The following is a 15,362-nucleotide window of genomic DNA, read 5'->3' as shown; positions in this document are numbered from 1 at the left end:
GTGCTGCATGAGCTTTGAGCAGGGAGCGATCGTCGCGATCTTGCTCGCGATGCTCTTCGCGTTCGCCACCGAGCGATTTCGGGTCGAGATCGTCGCCATGTGCGGCCTTGCCGCGGGGTTCGCCAGCGGCGCCGTGCCGGTGACTTCGGTGTTCGCGGGCTTCGCCAGCCCTGCGGTCGTCACGGTGATCGAAATCCTGCTGGTCGTTGCCGCCCTGGCCGACACCCACACGCTCGACCGCTTCGCGCGCGGGATCGTCGCACGCTTGCGCAGCGAAACCGGGGTCCTGCTGTTCCTTTGTCTCGCTGGAGCCGGGGTTTCGGTGTTCATGAACAATATCGGCGCGCTGGCGCTGATGTTTCCGATAGCGCTGTCGGTCTGCGCACGGCTCGGCATCGCGCCCGCGCGGGTGCTGATGCCGCTGTCGTTCGCCACCCTTCTCGGGGGGCTTTGCTCGCTGACCGGCACCCCGGCCAATCTCGTCGTCAACGAATGGATGGTCAGCGAGACCGGGCGCAGCCTCGGCTACTTCGAACTGGCGATCGTCGGCGGGCCGCTGGCGCTGATCGGGATCGCCTGGCTCGTCGTCGGCTCGCCGCGGGTCCTCGCCCGGTTCGGCGGCGACGGGGGCGGGCAGGCGATTGAAGTGGGACCGACCGACTTCGTGGCCGAACGGTCGCTGCCTCCGGGTTCGCCGTTCGTGGGGGTCAGCCTCGCCGCCTTCGAGCGCAAGTCGGGCCTCACTCTGCACGGCGTGGTGCGCAATGGCGCGCATGTTTTCGCACGCCGCCAGAACATCGTGCTGGCTCTCGGCGATACGCTACTGGTCGAGGGTCATATCGGGCGGATCGACGAATTGGCGGACGACGGTGCGCTTTCGCACATCGACAGCGGGGAGGCGGAACCACTCGAGCTGGTCGTCATGCCCGAGAGCCTTCTGCTCGGCTCGCGAGTCGAGGATATCGCGGCCTATGCCGGGCCCGATGCGCGCGTCGTCGCGCTTGCCAGCCGACGCGGCCGGATCGAAGGGCGGTTCGCCGATCTGCACATCTCGATGGGTGACGTCATCGCAGTCTCGGGTGATCGCGCGGCGATCCGCCAGCTTGCCGCGGAATGCGGACTGCTGGCGCTGTCCCCACGCCGCATCGCGCGCAGGGGCCGCAACGCACTGGGCGGTGTCGCGATCTTCGGAGTCGGGGTCGTGCTGACGGCGCTCGAGCTTCTGCCGGCGCAGATCGCCTTCGGCGGCGTCGTGCTGGCGTTCGCACTGTCGGGGCAACTCAACCTGCGCACGGCGTTGCAGGACGTGAACTGGGGGATCGTGATCCTGCTTGCCTGCATGATCCCGCTGGGGATCGCAGTCGAGGAGACAGGCACCGCCCATCTGATTGCCGACGGGCTGGCCGACGTCTTGCCGCTGGGCGAGCCGCTGGTGGTGGTGCTCGCCATCCTGATGCTGGCGGTCGTCATCACCCCGTTCGTGGACAACGTTTCGACCGCGGTGGTGCTCAGCCCGATCGCGGCGGGGCTCGCCTCGCGCACGGGAACGCCGGTGGAGCCGCTACTGATGGCGGTCGCCGTCGGCGCGTCGCTCGATTTCCTGACGCCCTTCGGCCACCACAACAACGCGGTGGTGATGGGCGCCGGCGGCTACCGCTTCATGGACTTTCCGCGGCTCGGCCTGCCGCTGACCGCGCTATGCCTTGTCGGTGCGGGAAGCGCTTTTGCGCTGATCCTGATGACGTGACCGTTGAAGAAATTTCTATTTCGCGCTAAATGTCGACTTATCAGATAGGGAAGAAGTGATGATCTCCAACAAGGCCCGCTATGCCTTCCGCGCCTTGCTGGCGATCGCCGCTTCCCCTGAGGGCGAGGCCACCACCAGCGCCGAGATCGCCCGCCGCTACAACATCCCGCACAAATTCCTCGAACAGATCCTGCTCGACTTGCGCAAGTCCGGCATCCTCGAAAGTAAGCGCGGCAAGAGTGGCGGCTACGTGATGCTGCGCCCGGCGGATACGGTCAGCTTCGGCGAGGTTCTGCGCATTTTCGAAGGGCCGCTGGCGCCCCTGCCATGTCTGTCGCGCCAGTCCTATCGCCGGTGCGAGGACTGCGTGAGCGAGGCGCAATGCGAAATTCGCCGCGAGTTCGGCCGCGCTTACGATGCAAGCCGTGCGGTGCTCGATACGCGAACCATCGGCGATGCGCTCGGTGATACTTCTTATGCCGCGCCTTGGCGGCGGGAGGAGCGGTTCGCCGGATGAGTTTCGTTTTTCCTGTCTTGCTATTCCCTATTTAACAGATAGGAATAATGGGAGGCTGATTCGTTCGCGGTATTCGCGGGCCTGACAAGGAGACACGTTCATGGTTTTCGGTTCGTTTTCGCGCCGCGGGGCACTCGGCGCTCTGCTTGGCACGACCGCGCTGGTTCTTGCCGCGTGCTCGCAGGCCCCGGAGTCGGGCGGTGCGAAAGGCGGTGAGGGCGCGGTGGAAATGCTGAACGTCTCGTACGATCCCACGCGCGAGCTCTACGAGGCGATCAATCCGCTTTTCGTCGCCGACTGGAAGGCGAAGACAGGGCAGGACGTGACGATCAACATGAGCCATGGCGGCGCGGGCAAGCAGGCGCGCGCTGTCATCGACGGACTCGACGCCGACGTGGTGACGCTCGCACTGGCGTACGACATCGACGAGATCGCCGCGAAGACCGACGCGCTGAGCGAAAACTGGCAGAAGCGCTTGCCCAACAACAGCTCGCCCTACACCTCGACGATCGTGTTCCTGGTGCGCGACGGCAACCCGAAGAACATTCGCGACTGGGACGATCTCGTGAAGCCCGGCGTGGGCGTGATCACGCCGAACCCCAAGACAAGTGGCGGCGCACGGTGGAATTTCCTCGCGGCCTGGGCCTACGCGAAGGAGCGATACGGCTCCGACGCCGCGGCGGAGGATTTCGTCCGCCGCCTGTTCGCCAACGTGCCGGTGCTCGACAGCGGCGCACGTGGTTCGACCACGACATTCGCCGAGCGCGGGATCGGCGACGTGCTGCTCGCGTGGGAGAACGAGGCGTTCCTTGCGCAGAAGGAACTGGGCGAAGGCAGGTTCGACATCGTCGTGCCCTCGATTTCGATCCTCGCCGAGCCGCCTGTCACGGTGCTCGACGGCAACGCCGGGCGCCACGGCACCGAGAAGGTCGCCAGCGCCTACCTCAGCTTCCTCTACACGCCCGAAGCGCAGGATGTGATCGGCCGGAACTTCTACCGCCCGACCGGTGAAGCGGCGAAGGCCAAGTATGCCTCGACCTTTCCCGAGGTGAACCTCGTGACCATCGATGGCGCGTTCGGCGGCTGGCAGGCTGCGCAGAAGCGCTTCTTCAACGACGGCGGCGTCTTCGACAAGATCTTCACCGAGACCAGGCGCTGACGCGCGCCCGATCGCATTGAGCAGACCGCTGCAGATGCAACAGACGCTTCCGATAAAGGCGGGCCAGAGCGCCAGCGCCGCGCGCAAGTCCATCATCCCCGGCTTCGGGCTGACGATGGGCTTCACGCTCGCCTGGCTCTCGCTGATCGTCCTGATTCCGCTCAGCACGGTGTTCATCCGCGCTGCCGGGATGGGGCCGGCCGAGTTCCTCGAGGTCGGCTTCTCGGACCGTGCCGTCGCCGCCTACAAGGTCAGCTTCGGCACCGCGCTCGCCGCGGCGCTGGTCAATGCGGTGTTCGGGATGATCGTCGCCTGGGTCTTCGTGCGCTACGACTTTCCCGGCAAGCGGATATTCGACGCGCTGATCGATCTTCCTTTCGCGCTGCCGACCGCCGTGGCGGGCATTGCGTTTACCGCTATCTACGCGGGCAATGGCTGGATCGGGCAATTTCTCGAACCGCTCGGCATCCAGGTCGCCTACAATCCGATCGGGATCACGATCGCGCTGATCTTCATCGGGCTGCCATTCATCGTCCGTTCGGTCGAGCCGGTGCTGGCCGATCTTTCCAGCGAGATCGAGGAAGCCGCGCTTTCGCTCGGCGCGACGCCGCGGCAGGTCTTCACGCGGGTGATCCTGCCCGCCGTGCTGCCCGCGCTGCTGACGGGGTTCGCGCTCGCGCTGGCCCGCGGGGTCGGCGAATACGGGTCGGTGATCTTCATCGCCGGCAACATGCCGTTCGAATCCGAGATCGCTCCGCTGCTGATCGTCACCCAGCTCGAACAATACGACTATGCCGGGGCGACCGCGATCGCGGTGGTCATGCTGCTGGTGTCGTTCGCGATGCTGCTGTTCATCAATCTGGTGCAGGCCTGGAGCCGCAGGAAGATCGACGTATGACCGCAGCCACCGCTCGCAGGCCGGTGGGCTCGTTCGCGTTGCTCGCCCTGGCGCTCGGCTTTCTCGTGCTGTTCGTGCTGCTGCCGCTGGTGGCGGTGTTCGCCGAGGCCTTGGCCAAGGGTTTCGGCGAATACGGCGCGGCGCTGGCGCATCCCGACGCGATTTCCGCGATCAGGCTGACGCTGACGGTGGCGGCGATCAGCGTGCCGCTGAACATCGTGTTCGGCATCGCCGCAGCCTGGACGATCGCCAAGTTCGACTTTCCCGGCAAGAGCGTGCTGACCACTTTCATCGACCTGCCGTTCTCGGTGTCTCCGGTGGTCGCCGGGCTCGTCTACATCCTCCTGTTCGGCATGCAGGGTTGGTTCGGCCCGTGGCTGCGCGAAAACGATATTCAGATCATCTTCGCCGTGCCCGGCATCGTGCTGGCGACGATCTTCGTGACGTTTCCGTTCGTTGCGCGCGAACTGATCCCGCTGATGCAGGAACAGGGCCGTGACGACGAAGAGGCGGCGCTGTCGCTCGGCGCGAGCGGTTTCCAGACGTTTTGGCGTGTGACGCTGCCCAATATCCGCTGGGGCCTGCTCTACGGCGTGCTGCTGTGCAACGCGCGCGCGATGGGCGAGTTCGGCGCGGTTTCGGTCGTCTCCGGGCACTTGCGCGGGTTGACCAACACGATGCCGCTGCATGTCGAGATACTCTACAACGAATACAACTTCGTCGCCGCCTTCGCGGTCGCATCGCTGCTGGCGGTGCTCGCACTGCTGACGCTTGTGCTGAAGTCGCTTCTCGAATGGCGCTACGGCTACAACCACGGGAGTGCGGGGCATTGATAACACTCGATAACATCTCGAAGCACTTCGGCGATTTCGCCGCCTTGAGCGGTATCGACCTCGATGTGCGCGACGGCGAGTTCCTCGCGCTGCTCGGCCCCTCCGGCTCGGGCAAGACGACGCTGCTCAGGATCATCGCCGGGCTCGCTTTTCCCGATCGAGGCCGCGTCCTGTTCAACGGCGAAGACGTGACCGATCTCAAGGTCGCCGACCGCAAGGTGGGCTTCGTGTTCCAGCACTACGCGCTGTTCCGGCACATGAACGTAGCGGACAACGTCGGCTTCGGCCTGTCCGTCCGTCCGCGCAGCCGGCGACCGCGCAAGGCCGAAATCCGCGCCCGCGCGCACGAACTGCTCGAGCTGGTCCAGCTCGGCGGGCTGGGCGATCGCTACCCCGCGCAACTTTCGGGCGGACAGCGCCAGCGCGTCGCGCTCGCCCGCGCGCTGGCGGTCGAGCCACAATTGCTGCTGCTCGACGAGCCGTTCGGTGCGCTCGACGCCAAGGTCCGCAAGGATCTGCGCCGCTGGCTGCGCCAGTTGCACGAACGGATGGGCCTGACGTCGATCTTCGTCACCCACGACCAGGAAGAGGCGCTCGAACTGGCCGACCGCGTGGTGGTGATGGACCATGGCGCGATCGAGCAGGTCGGAACGCCGGAGGATGTCTACATGGCCCCGCAAACCGGGTTCGTGTCGAGCTTCGTGGGCGACATCAATCGGCTGCCGGTAACCGTGGCTGACGGCAAGATCCGCTGGCACGACAGGTCGATCGAAGTCGACGCGGACGGCGTGGCCGACGGTCCGGCACGCCTCGATTTCCGGCCCCACGATGTCGTGCTGAACGGCGACAGCGCAGGCGCCGTCCCGATGGTCGTCACAAGTGCCTATCGCAAAGGGGGCGATTGGCGGGTCGAAGGCACCGTGGGCGGTCTCGCGCGCGTGATCGAGGTGGATCTGCCCGCCGACCGCCCTGCGCCCAGGGCCGGTCAGCGCCTCGCGCTGCGTATCACCCGCGGTCGGCTGTTCGCGGAGGAAGGAGCCCCGTCGTGACGCCTCCCACGCAGACCGCCGAAGCGTCTCCTGAAAAGCGCCGCCATGTCGAAGAGGGAATCGCGAACATCCGCCAGGCGCTGCTCGCGCTGCGCTTCGGATCGATCGCGGTGACGGTGCATGACGACCGCATTGTGCAGATCGATGTGACCGAGAAAACGCGGCTCAAGTCCGCACCCTGAACCAAGCTACGAGGCTGACCGGTCCACCGGAAGCGTCGCGATCCGACAAAGGACCATGCAATGATCGCACGTTACCTGACAGGCGCCGGCGTTCTCGCTCTCGCCGCCTTAGCTGCCCCCGCATTTGCGCAGGAGGAGAAACCCGACGAACCCTGGACCTTGCAGGAAGCCCTCGGCGATCCTGAGGGCCTCGAGGTTTCGGGCAGCATCCGCGTCCGCTACGAAGCGCTGGCCAACCAGTTTCGCCCCGGGCTCGACGAGAACGACGATATCGTTTCGCTCCAGTCGCGCCTGTTCGCGCAATACGACACCGGCCCCATCCGCGTCGGCGGCGAACTGATCGATTCGCGGGCCTACGCCACCGACGCCGGAAGCTCGGTCGGGACCGGCGAGGTCAATGCGCTCGAACTCGTTCAGGCCTATATCGGCGCCGATTTTGGCGACGTTTTCGGCGAGGGGTCGCAGGCGAGCCTCGATGCCGGGCGATTCGTCCTCGATCTCGGTTCGCGGCGGCTTGCCGGCCGCAACAACTTTCGCAACACCACCAACGCCTTCACCGGCGCCAAGTTCGAACTGGACGGCAAGGCGGGCGAGCAACTGACGCTGTTCTACACCTACCCGCAGCAGCGCTTGCCGGGCGACAAGGCGGCGATCCTCGACAACGAAATCGAATGGGATCGCGAAGGCGACGAACTGATCTTCTGGGGCGGCTTCCTGAGCAAGCCGAAGCTGGCCGGTTCGGCCCACCTCGACCTGTATTTCTTCGCGCTGGATGAGGACGATACCGCCGGTAGCGCCACCCGCGACCGCAGGCTCTACACGCCGGGCGCGCGGGTATTTCGCGATCCGGCGGTGGGCAGGTTCGATTACGAGTTCGAATACGCCTATCAGTTCGGCGACATCTCCGCGAGCAACGTGGCGGACGCCCCGCAGCAGAATGTTTCCGCGCAGTTCCTCCATGCCGAAATCGGCTACCAGTTCGGCGGCAGCTGGCAGCCGCGCGTGGCGGTCGAGTACGACCTGGCGACCGGCGACAAGCCCGGCGGCGACTACGGCCGGTTCGACAGCCTCTACGGTCCGCGCCGGTTCGATTATGGCCCGACCGGGATCTACGGCCCACTCGGGCGTAACAACATCGACTCGCCTGGCGTGCGCCTCGAGGTGAAGCCATCGAAGCGGTGGGACGGTTTCGTGTTCTATCGCGCGGCCTGGCTCGACAGTGCGAGCGACAGCTTCGCCAACACCGGCGTGCGCGACGCGGCCGGGCAATCGGGCAAGTTCGGCGGCCATCAGATCGAGGCGCGGGCGCGCTACTGGATCGTTCCCACGGCGCTGCGGCTCGACACCGGTGCTGCGGCGCTGTTCCACGGCCGGTTTCTCGAGACCGCACCCAACGCGAATGGTTTCGGCGATACGCTGTACGGCTATGTCGATCTGACGGCGAGCTTTTGACGCGCGCGGGGACACAGGCGATGTTCGAGAACATCCTCGCGCCGGTGAAGCTGACCGCCCCCGACGAAGCGCGCAAGGCGGTGGAGGTCGCTGGCAAACTGGCGCGCGATTGCGACGCCTGGCTCACGCTCGCGACGATCGCACCGCATTGGGTGGTGGTGAAGGATGCCGACTATTCTTGGGAAGCCCGCCGCTGGTTCGAAGCACGCGCCGCAGCGGGGCTCGAACGGTTGAAGGCGCATATTCGCCCGACACGCTGCCGCACGCTCAGCCGTTGGGGGTCCGTTCCCGGATCGATCCTGCATATCGCGGAGGAAATCCGCGCTGACGTAATCGTCCTGCCCGCGCGCGAGCCGGCCCTCGTCGATCTGCTGTACCAGCCCGAACCGATCCGGATCGCGGCCAAGGCAAGCTGTTCGGTCGTGCTGGTGCGCTAGGACACCGTCCGGATAGCAGGGGCACGCAGAAAAAAATGGGAGCTGGCTGGGGTGGCAGGATTCGAACCTGCGCATGCCGGTACCAAAAACCGGTGCCTTACCGCTTGGCTACACCCCAGCAGGCGCGCGCTCCTATAGCGGAGCTGGCGCGGTTGTGAAGGGGCACCTTACAGCTTCTTGCCCTCGAAATCGGCGGGCGAGTGGCGTTCGCGGAGCTGTTCGTCGTCTTCGCCCCAGGTCTTGTTGACGATCCGCCCGCGTTTGACCGCGGGACGCTGCGCGATCGCCTTCACCCAGCGCTCGACATGCGAATACTCCTGGATCGAGAGGAACGTGCGCGCCTCGCCGTAGATTCCGCCGATCACGAACGGCGACAGCCACGGCCAGGCCGCGATGTCGGCCACGGTATAGTCCGAGCCGCCCAGGTATTCGCTGTCCGCCAGCCGCTTGTCGGCGACATCGAACAGGCGCTTGGTCTCCATCGCGTAGCGGTTGATCGGGTATTCGTATTTTTCCGGCGCGTAGGCGTAGAAATGGCCGAACCCGCCACCGATGAACGGGGCGCTGCCGATCTGCCAGAACAGCCAGCTCAGCACCTCGGCGCGGGTATGATCGGTGGGTAGGAACGCGCCGAACTTCTCCGCCAGATGGAGCAGGATCGCGCCGCTTTCGAACACGCGCACCGGCTCCGGTCCGCTGCGGTCGAGCAGCGCGGGGATTTTGGAATTGGGATTCACGTCCACGAAGCCGCTGGTGAACTGGTCGCCGTCGGAAATCTGCACGGTCCAGGCGTCGTACTCGGCGTCGTGCCCCGCTTCGATCAGTTCCTCCAGCATGATCCCGGCCTTCACGCCGTTGGGCGTGGCGAGCGAGTAGAGCTGTAAGGGATGCTCTCCAACGGGCAGGTCGCGCTGCTCGCGCGCGCCGGCGGTGGGGCGATTGATCCCGGCGAACTTGCCGCCGCTCTCGGTATTGGTCCAGACTTCGGGCGGGGTGTAGGTCGGATCGGCCATCGCTTGCTCCCAATGCTGCGTTCGGGGGCCGAGATGGGTCGCGCCGCGTGGAACCGCAAGCCGCATCCGCGGTTCAACCCTCATGCCCACGCGCGCGCCCAAGCTCATCTATGTCGACGACGACTTGCCGGGCATCACGCGCAAGCGATCCGGGCGCGGCTGGGCCTATTACGACGCGCATGGCGAACTGATCCGCGATGCGGACGAGCGCACCCGGCTCAACGCGATCGCGCTGCCGCCCGCTTATGTCGAGGCGTGGTTCTGCCCGGCGCCGAACGGACACATCCTCGCCACCGGGATCGACGCGAAGGGGCGCAAGCAATACCGCTATCACCCCGATTTCCGCAATTTCCGCGAAGGCGAGAAGTTCGACGGCTGCGTTACCTTCGGCAGCTTGCTGCCGCTGGTCCGCAAGCGGGTGGAGGAGGATCTCTCGGCGCGCAGCCTGACCCGCGAGCGCGCTATCGCGAGCGTCGTCCGCCTGCTCGATCTCGGCGCTATGCGGATCGGCAACGAGGGGTACGCGAAGACCAACCGCAGTTACGGCGCGACCACGCTGCGCCAGCGCCATGCCGAGGTCACGGGGCGTACGCTGAAGCTCAAGTACAAAGGCAAGTCCGGCAAGCTGCGCGAGGTTTCTCTGACCGACGGCGCGCTCGCGCGCGTGGTCCGCAAGATGCAGGACCTGCCCGGCCAACACGTGTTCAAGTACATCGACGACGACGGCGATCTGCACGAGATCGGATCGCACGACGTCAACGAATACCTGTGCGAGACGATGGGCGAGCATTTCACCGCCAAGAACTTCCGCACCTGGCACGCCAGCGTGCTTGCCTTCGAACTGTTGGCGGAGGCGAAGGAGCGGCTCACGCTTAAGGCGATGCTGGCCGACGTGGCCGAGCATCTCGGCAACACGCCTGCCGTCACCCGCCGCAGCTACGTCCACCCGGCGGTGATCGATCTGGTCGATCGGCAGATCAAGTGGCGCGAGGCGCTGCGCCTGCCGCGCTCGACCCAGTGGCTTACGCGCGAGGAGCGGGGGCTGATCGAACTGCTCGAAGGCTCGCCCGCCGCGGGCAAACTGCTCGCCGCGGCCTGAGGCGGGCCACGCTGGCGCTTGCAGTCGCGCGTTTCATCGTGAACAACCCGGCGCGCATATGACCGAGCGCAGCGACCACCCCTTCTTCGACCGCCAAACGCACGGGTTCGTGCGCGTCGCCACCGCCACGCCGTGCGTGCGCACCGCCGATGTCACGGGCAATGTCGAGGGTATCCTCGCCGAATGGCGCAAGGCGCACGAGGCGCGGGTGGACCTCGTGCTTTATCCCGAGCTTTCACTGTCGTGCTACGCGCTCGACGATCTGCTGCTGCAATCGGCGCTGCTCGATGCGGTCGAGCGGGCGGTGGGTGAACTCGTCGCGGCAAGCGCGGGGCTCTCGCCGGTCGCGGTGGTGGGCGCGCCGCTGCGCCGGGGCGGCCGGGTGTACAACTGCGCGCTGGCGATCGCGAACGGTCGCCTGCTTGGCGTCGTGCCCAAGAGCTACCTGCCCAATTACCGCGAGTTCTACGAGAAGCGCTGGTTCGCGCACGGGCGCAACTGCATCGGCCTAAAGATCTCGGTGAACGGCACGGAGGTGCCGTTCGGCACCGACCTGCTGTTCGCCGCCGAAGAGTTGCCGGGTTTCGTGTTCGGGATCGAGATCTGCGAGGACCTGTGGGCGCCCGATCCGCCCTCGACACTGGCCGCGATGGCGGGCGCGACGATCGTGTGCAACCTTTCCGCTTCGAATATCACCATCGGCAAGTCGGACGAGCGGCACATGCTCTGCCGCGCGCAGTCAAGCCGCGCGATCTGCGCTTATGCCTATTCGGCGAGCGGCCACGGCGAGAGCACGACCGACCTCGCGTGGGACGGGCAGGGCATGATCTACGAGCTGGGCGACCTGCTGGTCGAAAGCGTGCGCTTCGACCTCGCGCCCGAGCTGTGCGTGGCCGATGTCGATACCCGCCGCATCCTCGGCGACCGGATGCGGATGCAGACCTTCAACGACGCCGCCGAGGCCGCAGGCCGGCCCGAGGATGCGTTTCGCCGCGTGGCGTTCGACCATGCGGCGGCGCGCGGCGACACCGGCCTCGTCCGCGCGATCCGCCGCTTCCCCTTCGTGCCCAACCGCGCGCATCGGCTGGACGAGGATTGCTACGAGGCGTTCGGCATTCAGGTCGACGCCCTGTTGCGGCGCTTCCGCGCGACCGGGGCTAAGCACATGATCCTCGGCATCTCGGGCGGGCTCGACAGCACCCATGCGCTGCTCGTGGCAGCCAAGGTGTGCGATCGGTTGGACCTGCCGCGCGCCACGATTCGCGGCTACACGATGCCCGGCTTCGGCACGTCCGAAGGCACGAAGGCCAACGCCTGGAAGCTGATGGGGGCGATGGGGATTTCCGCCGAGGAGATCGACATCAAGCCCGCCGCGACCCGGATGCTCGAAGACATCGGCCATGCGTTCGCCGGCGGCGAGCCGGTCTACGATACGACGTTCGAGAACGTGCAGGCAGGGCTACGCACCGATTACCTGTTCCGGCTCGCCGGCCAGCATTCGGGGTTCGTGATCGGCACCGGCGACCTCTCCGAACTGGCGCTCGGCTGGTGCACTTATGGCGTAGGCGACCAGATGAGCCACTACGCGGTCAACGCCGGCGTGCCCAAGACGCTGATCCAGCACCTGATCCGCTGGACCACGCGCACCGATCAATTCGATCGCGAAACCGACGCCGTGCTGGAGGCGATCCTCGGCACAGAGATCAGCCCCGAACTCGTCCCCGCGGGCGCGGACGGTGCGATCCAGTCGACCGAAAGCGTGATCGGGCCTTACGAGCTCAACGATTTCTTCCTCCATCACACGATCCGTTGGGGACATTCACCCGGCCATATCGCGTTCCTTGCCTGGCACGCGTGGAAGGATGCGCAGGCGGGCATGTGGCCCGCCGAATTCCCCGACGCGGCGAAGAACGAATACGACCTCGCCACGATCGCGAAGTGGCTGGAAAACTTCCTGAAGCGCTTCTTCGAATTCAGCCAGTTCAAGCGCAGCGCGCTGCCCAACGGTCCGAAGGTCAGCGCGGGCGGGGCACTGAGCCCGCGCGGCGACTGGCGCGCGCCGAGCGACGCGGTGGCGGACGTGTGGATAGACGAACTGCGGCGGACGCTGCCGCCGTTGTAACGCCGTTGTAACCTAGACTCGGGTCACCCAGCCGTGGGTGTCGTCCGCGCGTCCGCGCTGGATGCCGACGAGCTTCTCGCGCAGCTTGCTGGTCAGCTGCCCCGGCCCGCCTCCGCCGATCGTAAATTCGCCGTCGCGCCCGGCAACCGTGCCGACCGCGGTGACGACTGCCGCGGTGCCGCAGGCCATCGTCTCGACCAGCCTGCCGCTGCCTGCATCCTCGCGCCACTGATCGATCGAGTAAGGCTCTTCACGCACCTCGAGCCCTTCCTCGCGCAGCAGGCGAATCAGGCTGTCGCGGGTGATCCCCGGCAGGATCGTGCCTGTGAGCGGCGGGGTAACCACGGTGCCATCGTCGAACACGAAGAACAGGTTCATGCCGCCCAGTTCCTCGATCCACTTCTTCTCGACCGCGTCGAGGAACACGACCTGGTCGCAGCCCTGTTCGATCGCTTCGGCCTGGGGCACGAGGCTGGCGGCATAGTTGCCGCCCGTCTTGGCCGCGCCGGTGCCGCCGGGGGCCGCGCGCACGTAGTCCTGGCTGACCCAGATCTTCACCGCGGGCGCGCCGGACTTGAAGTAATTGCCTGCAGGGCTGGCGATCAGGATGTACTTGTACTGCTTGGCGGGCCGCACGCCGAGAAACGCTTCGCTCGCGAACATGAAGGGCCGCAGGTAGAGCGAGCCGCCCTCCACGGTCGGAAACCAGTCCTTGTCCACCGCCAGCAGGCGGCGGATCGATTCGAGGAACAGTTCCTCGGGCAGGTGCGGCATCGCCATGCGCTCGGCCGACTTGTTGAATCGCGCTGCGTTCGCTTCGGGCCGGAACAGGGCGATCCCGCCGTCTTCCTGCCGGTAGGCCTTCAGCCCCTCGAAGATTTCCTGCGCGTAATGCAGCACCGCCGCCGCCGGATCGAGGGCGATCGGTTCGCGCGGGCAGACCTTCGCGGTATGCCAGCCGCCCCCCACGGCATCAGGCTGGTTGGCGTCGTAGTCGATAACCACCATGTGGTCGGTGAACACGGTGCCGAAGCCGGGATTGGCCAGCGCTTCGTCGCGGGTGGCGGAAGGGACGGGCGCGGCGTGGGGGATATGTTCGAAATCCATGCCCGCCCGGTTAATGCGCCGAAACGGGCAGGGCAAGTATGCTCCCCGCAGCGGGGGCCAAATATGAGAAGGGCCGTTTCGACCTTCGCCGAAACGACCCTTCGCATGGTCAGCGGCCGATAGCGCCGCTCACGAAGCCTCTATCGCTGTCTGCTCAGTGATAGTGCCTCGCGCGGAAACTTACCGACCTCCCTGCTGAACCATGAGACATCGGATCACCTCCTTTCGCGCTTTCGAGCCGAACCACCGTTTCACCGGCGATTGAGTGCCGCGTGGACCGCTGGCCTCGAGTTGCAATTTGATTCAGCGACTCGGTGAAAACAAGCCTTGAAAAAAACTTTTCCCACGTCAGAATTGTCCGCTGTCGCCCGCGAGATTTCGCGGGCTTTTTCGTATCAGCGGCAATCCTCGATCACGCGGGTCATCTCGGGCCAGCTCGGGATGTAGAGCGTCGGCAGGCCCGCCGTTTCGACCGCGAAGCGCCCCTTGGAAAACGCCATCGCCGCCAGCAGGGGATCAGCGGCCGGTAGGGATGCGGCCAGTGTCGCGCCCGCAGTGCGCGCGGGCAAAGTGCCGTCGCGGGTCTCGGTGCGCACTACCAGCGAGGACGCGCCCGCCGCCGCGCCTGCGCGCATGAGCGTGACCGTGCGATCGGCGCGGTTGCAGGTGAAAGCGAAGGTCGCTTCGCCGGCGGAGGGGCCGAACACCGCCTGCGGGCCACTGCCGGTCTCGCGCAGATGCCAGTCGCCCGGCGTCGCGGGGGCGTCGGCCCAGTTGTCGTATTGCGGCTGTGCGACCGGCGGCGGGGGCGTCGGGGTCGGCGTCGGTGCAGGCGTGGGCGGCGGCGGGGTCGGCTCTGGCGCGGGCTGCGCGCAGCAGGCGAGCGCGATGCAACTGGCGGCGACGGCGATAGGGCGGATATGGCGCAAGCGAATCTCTCCGGTTTCTCGATCCCTCAATGATCGCTAACCGCATTCGGGTCCATGCCTGCCAAACAACGCCTCGATCAGCTCCTCGTCGCCCGCGGCCTCGCCGAAAGCCGCACTCGTGCGCAGGCGCTGGTGATGGCGGGCCTGGTGTTCTCGGGCGAAACGAAAATGGCCAAGCCCGGCCAGCAGCTTGCCGAAAGCGCGCCGCTCGAGGTGCGCGGGCGCGATCATCCGTGGGTTTCGCGCGGCGGGATCAAGCTCGCCCATGCGCTCGACCACTTCGCGCTCGACCCGGCAGGCGCGGTGGCGATGGACGTCGGCAGTTCGACCGGCGGATTCACCGACGTACTGCTGAGCAGGCGCGCCAGCCACGTGTTCGCGATCGACTCGGGCACCAACCAGCTCGCATGGAAATTGCGGCAGGACGACCGCGTAACCGTGCTCGAACAGACCAGCGCGCGCGTGCTCACCCCCGAGCAGATCGATCGGCCGTGCGGCTGGATCGTGTGCGACGCATCCTTCATTTCACTCTCCAAGGTCTTGGATAGGCCCATGGAACTGGCCGCGCCGCGCTGCCGCATGGTCGCGCTCATCAAGCCGCAGTTCGAGGTCGGGCGCGAGGAAGTGGGCAAGGGCGGCGTCGTTCGCGACCCGGCGCTCCACGCGCGCGTCTGCGACGAAGTGCGCGAGTGGCTTGAGGGTGCCGGGTGGGCGGTCCAAGGTGTGGTCGAAAGCCCGATCACCGGGCCGGAAGGCAATGTCGAGTTCCTCATCTCGGCCTCGCGCTGATCCCGCCGCGGCACAGGTTGCACGCGTTC

15 protein-coding genes and 1 tRNA gene are annotated in these 15,362 nt (G+C 66.3%); 12 read left to right on the top strand and 4 right to left on the bottom strand.

Annotated elements, in window-relative coordinates; genetic code table 11:
- Positions 1-7: 7 nt before the first annotated feature.
- The 9 genes from ACE3QC_RS05380 to ACE3QC_RS05340 all read left to right on the top strand — a co-directional run bounded on the left by ACE3QC_RS05380 (position 8) and on the right by ACE3QC_RS05340 (position 8,274).
- A complete protein-coding gene (locus tag ACE3QC_RS05380) occupies positions 8-1,747 on the top strand; it encodes an SLC13 family permease (RefSeq protein WP_374406072.1) in 1,740 nt (579 codons plus the stop codon).
- A gap of 58 nt (positions 1,748-1,805) precedes the next feature.
- The gene (locus ACE3QC_RS05375; protein WP_374406071.1) at positions 1,806-2,264 is read left to right on the top strand and encodes an Rrf2 family transcriptional regulator; all 459 of its coding nucleotides are present in this window, start codon (positions 1,806-1,808) and stop codon (positions 2,262-2,264) included.
- Between the two features lie 100 nt (positions 2,265-2,364).
- Positions 2,365-3,423: a sulfate ABC transporter substrate-binding protein gene (locus ACE3QC_RS05370; protein WP_374406070.1), complete on the top strand. Its 1,059-nt coding sequence runs from the start codon at positions 2,365-2,367 to the stop codon at positions 3,421-3,423.
- A gap of 34 nt (positions 3,424-3,457) precedes the next feature.
- Complete coding sequence (cysT, locus tag ACE3QC_RS05365) at positions 3,458-4,321, top strand: sulfate ABC transporter permease subunit CysT (RefSeq protein WP_374406069.1); 864 nt, start codon at positions 3,458-3,460, stop codon at positions 4,319-4,321.
- Positions 4,318-5,154: a sulfate ABC transporter permease subunit CysW gene (gene cysW / locus ACE3QC_RS05360; RefSeq protein WP_374406068.1), complete on the top strand. Its 837-nt coding sequence runs from the start codon at positions 4,318-4,320 to the stop codon at positions 5,152-5,154. Before cysT ends, cysW begins: the two co-directional genes overlap by 4 nt.
- Positions 5,151-6,203 (top strand): sulfate/molybdate ABC transporter ATP-binding protein, encoded by a 1,053-nt coding sequence (locus ACE3QC_RS05355; protein ID WP_374406067.1) that lies wholly within the window; start codon positions 5,151-5,153, stop codon positions 6,201-6,203. The genes cysW and ACE3QC_RS05355 overlap by 4 nt, the downstream gene beginning before the upstream one ends.
- Entirely contained in the window at positions 6,200-6,385 is a 186-nt protein-coding gene (locus ACE3QC_RS05350) for a YezD family protein (protein ID WP_374406066.1), read from the top strand. Before ACE3QC_RS05355 ends, ACE3QC_RS05350 begins: the two co-directional genes overlap by 4 nt.
- A 60-nt stretch (positions 6,386-6,445) precedes the next feature.
- On the top strand, positions 6,446-7,837 hold the full coding sequence (locus ACE3QC_RS05345; RefSeq protein ID WP_374406065.1) for an alginate export family protein: 1,392 nt from the start codon (positions 6,446-6,448) through the stop codon (positions 7,835-7,837).
- Positions 7,838-7,857: 20 nt separating this feature from the next.
- Entirely contained in the window at positions 7,858-8,274 is a 417-nt protein-coding gene (locus tag ACE3QC_RS05340; protein ID WP_374406064.1) for a universal stress protein, read from the top strand.
- Between the two features lie 43 nt (positions 8,275-8,317).
- Here the strand turns inward: ACE3QC_RS05340 and ACE3QC_RS05335 are convergent.
- Positions 8,318-8,392: transfer RNA gene (locus ACE3QC_RS05335), tRNA-Gln, on the bottom strand.
- A 49-nt stretch (positions 8,393-8,441) separates the two neighbouring features.
- On the bottom strand, positions 8,442-9,287 hold the full coding sequence (gene yghU / locus ACE3QC_RS05330) for a glutathione-dependent disulfide-bond oxidoreductase (RefSeq protein WP_374406063.1): 846 nt from the start codon (positions 9,285-9,287) through the stop codon (positions 8,442-8,444).
- Between the two features lie 82 nt (positions 9,288-9,369).
- Here yghU and ACE3QC_RS05325 point away from each other — a divergent pair, with 82 nt between their 5' ends.
- Positions 9,370-10,386, top strand: coding sequence for a DNA topoisomerase IB (locus ACE3QC_RS05325; RefSeq protein WP_374406062.1), 1,017 nt, complete (start codon positions 9,370-9,372; stop codon positions 10,384-10,386).
- A gap of 58 nt (positions 10,387-10,444) precedes the next feature.
- On the top strand, positions 10,445-12,508 hold the full coding sequence (locus ACE3QC_RS05320) for an NAD(+) synthase (RefSeq protein ID WP_374406061.1): 2,064 nt from the start codon (positions 10,445-10,447) through the stop codon (positions 12,506-12,508).
- A gap of 12 nt (positions 12,509-12,520) precedes the next feature.
- On the opposite strand, the gene ACE3QC_RS05315 is transcribed toward ACE3QC_RS05320, so the two are convergent.
- Both ACE3QC_RS05315 and ACE3QC_RS05310 read right to left on the bottom strand, forming a co-directional pair.
- Complete coding sequence (locus ACE3QC_RS05315; RefSeq protein ID WP_374406060.1) at positions 12,521-13,615, bottom strand: branched-chain amino acid aminotransferase; 1,095 nt, start codon at positions 13,613-13,615, stop codon at positions 12,521-12,523.
- Positions 13,616-14,010: 395 nt separating this feature from the next.
- On the bottom strand, positions 14,011-14,544 hold the full coding sequence (locus ACE3QC_RS05310; RefSeq protein ID WP_374406059.1) for a hypothetical protein: 534 nt from the start codon (positions 14,542-14,544) through the stop codon (positions 14,011-14,013).
- Between the two features lie 54 nt (positions 14,545-14,598).
- On the opposite strand from ACE3QC_RS05310, the gene ACE3QC_RS05305 reads away from it, so the two are divergent.
- Positions 14,599-15,333 carry a TlyA family RNA methyltransferase gene (locus ACE3QC_RS05305; protein WP_374406058.1) on the top strand — a complete coding sequence of 245 codons (735 nt, stop codon included), beginning with the start codon at positions 14,599-14,601 and terminating at the stop codon, positions 15,331-15,333.
- The last annotated feature ends 29 nt before the right edge of the window (positions 15,334-15,362 follow it).

This window comes from Pelagerythrobacter sp. (assembly GCF_041912895.1).
Classification (GTDB): domain Bacteria; phylum Pseudomonadota; class Alphaproteobacteria; order Sphingomonadales; family Sphingomonadaceae; genus Pelagerythrobacter.
Note: the sequence above shows the minus strand (reverse complement) of the source record. Positions and strands in the feature narration are given on the sequence as shown.